This window comes from Leptospira ilyithenensis, from assembly GCF_004771005.1.
Lineage (GTDB): Bacteria > Spirochaetota > Leptospiria > Leptospirales > Leptospiraceae > Leptospira_A > Leptospira_A ilyithenensis.
On sequence record NZ_RQHV01000070.1, the window covers coordinates 1 to 483 of the forward strand.

Below are 483 nucleotides of genomic sequence, written 5' to 3' on the forward strand. Positions count from 1 at the left end.
TATTTCCTCTGTCTTGCGCCAAATTGATGTTCTGTTCCGACCAGTTCATCTCATCCATCTGGAAACCATTAGGTCCATTCGTTGCGAGATTCACACCATTCACTTGTGCGGATGTAGACAAACCGTTCCCGTCTACTGTCGATGTAAGTCCGAGCCCACTATTTGGATCTGTATATCCAACACTCCCGGAAAGTCCTCCGCCATGGATATCATAATTCGCACCCACGTTCCAACCTTCCCTAGGACCATTACCTGCGTTGTAATTTGCACCAACCGTAGTCGCTCCGTTAGTCGTGCTACTAGCCGTTAATTGCAAACCTTTCACTCCAGGAATATTCGCTGATCCTGATATTGTTGTGTTTCCTCTTTGTGAGAAACTTATACTCGCATTGGTTGTAGCATTTCCAATTCCTAGCCTTCCACCCCAGCCAGCTTGTTTGTCGTAACTCACTCCCAAACCAACTGCTGTGTTCTTGAGAAGAG

1 pseudogene is annotated in these 483 nt (G+C 46.6%); it reads right to left on the reverse strand.

The features are described 5' to 3' along the window. Positions 1-483: pseudogene (locus EHS11_RS19925) on the reverse strand (hypothetical protein); the annotation flags it as partial.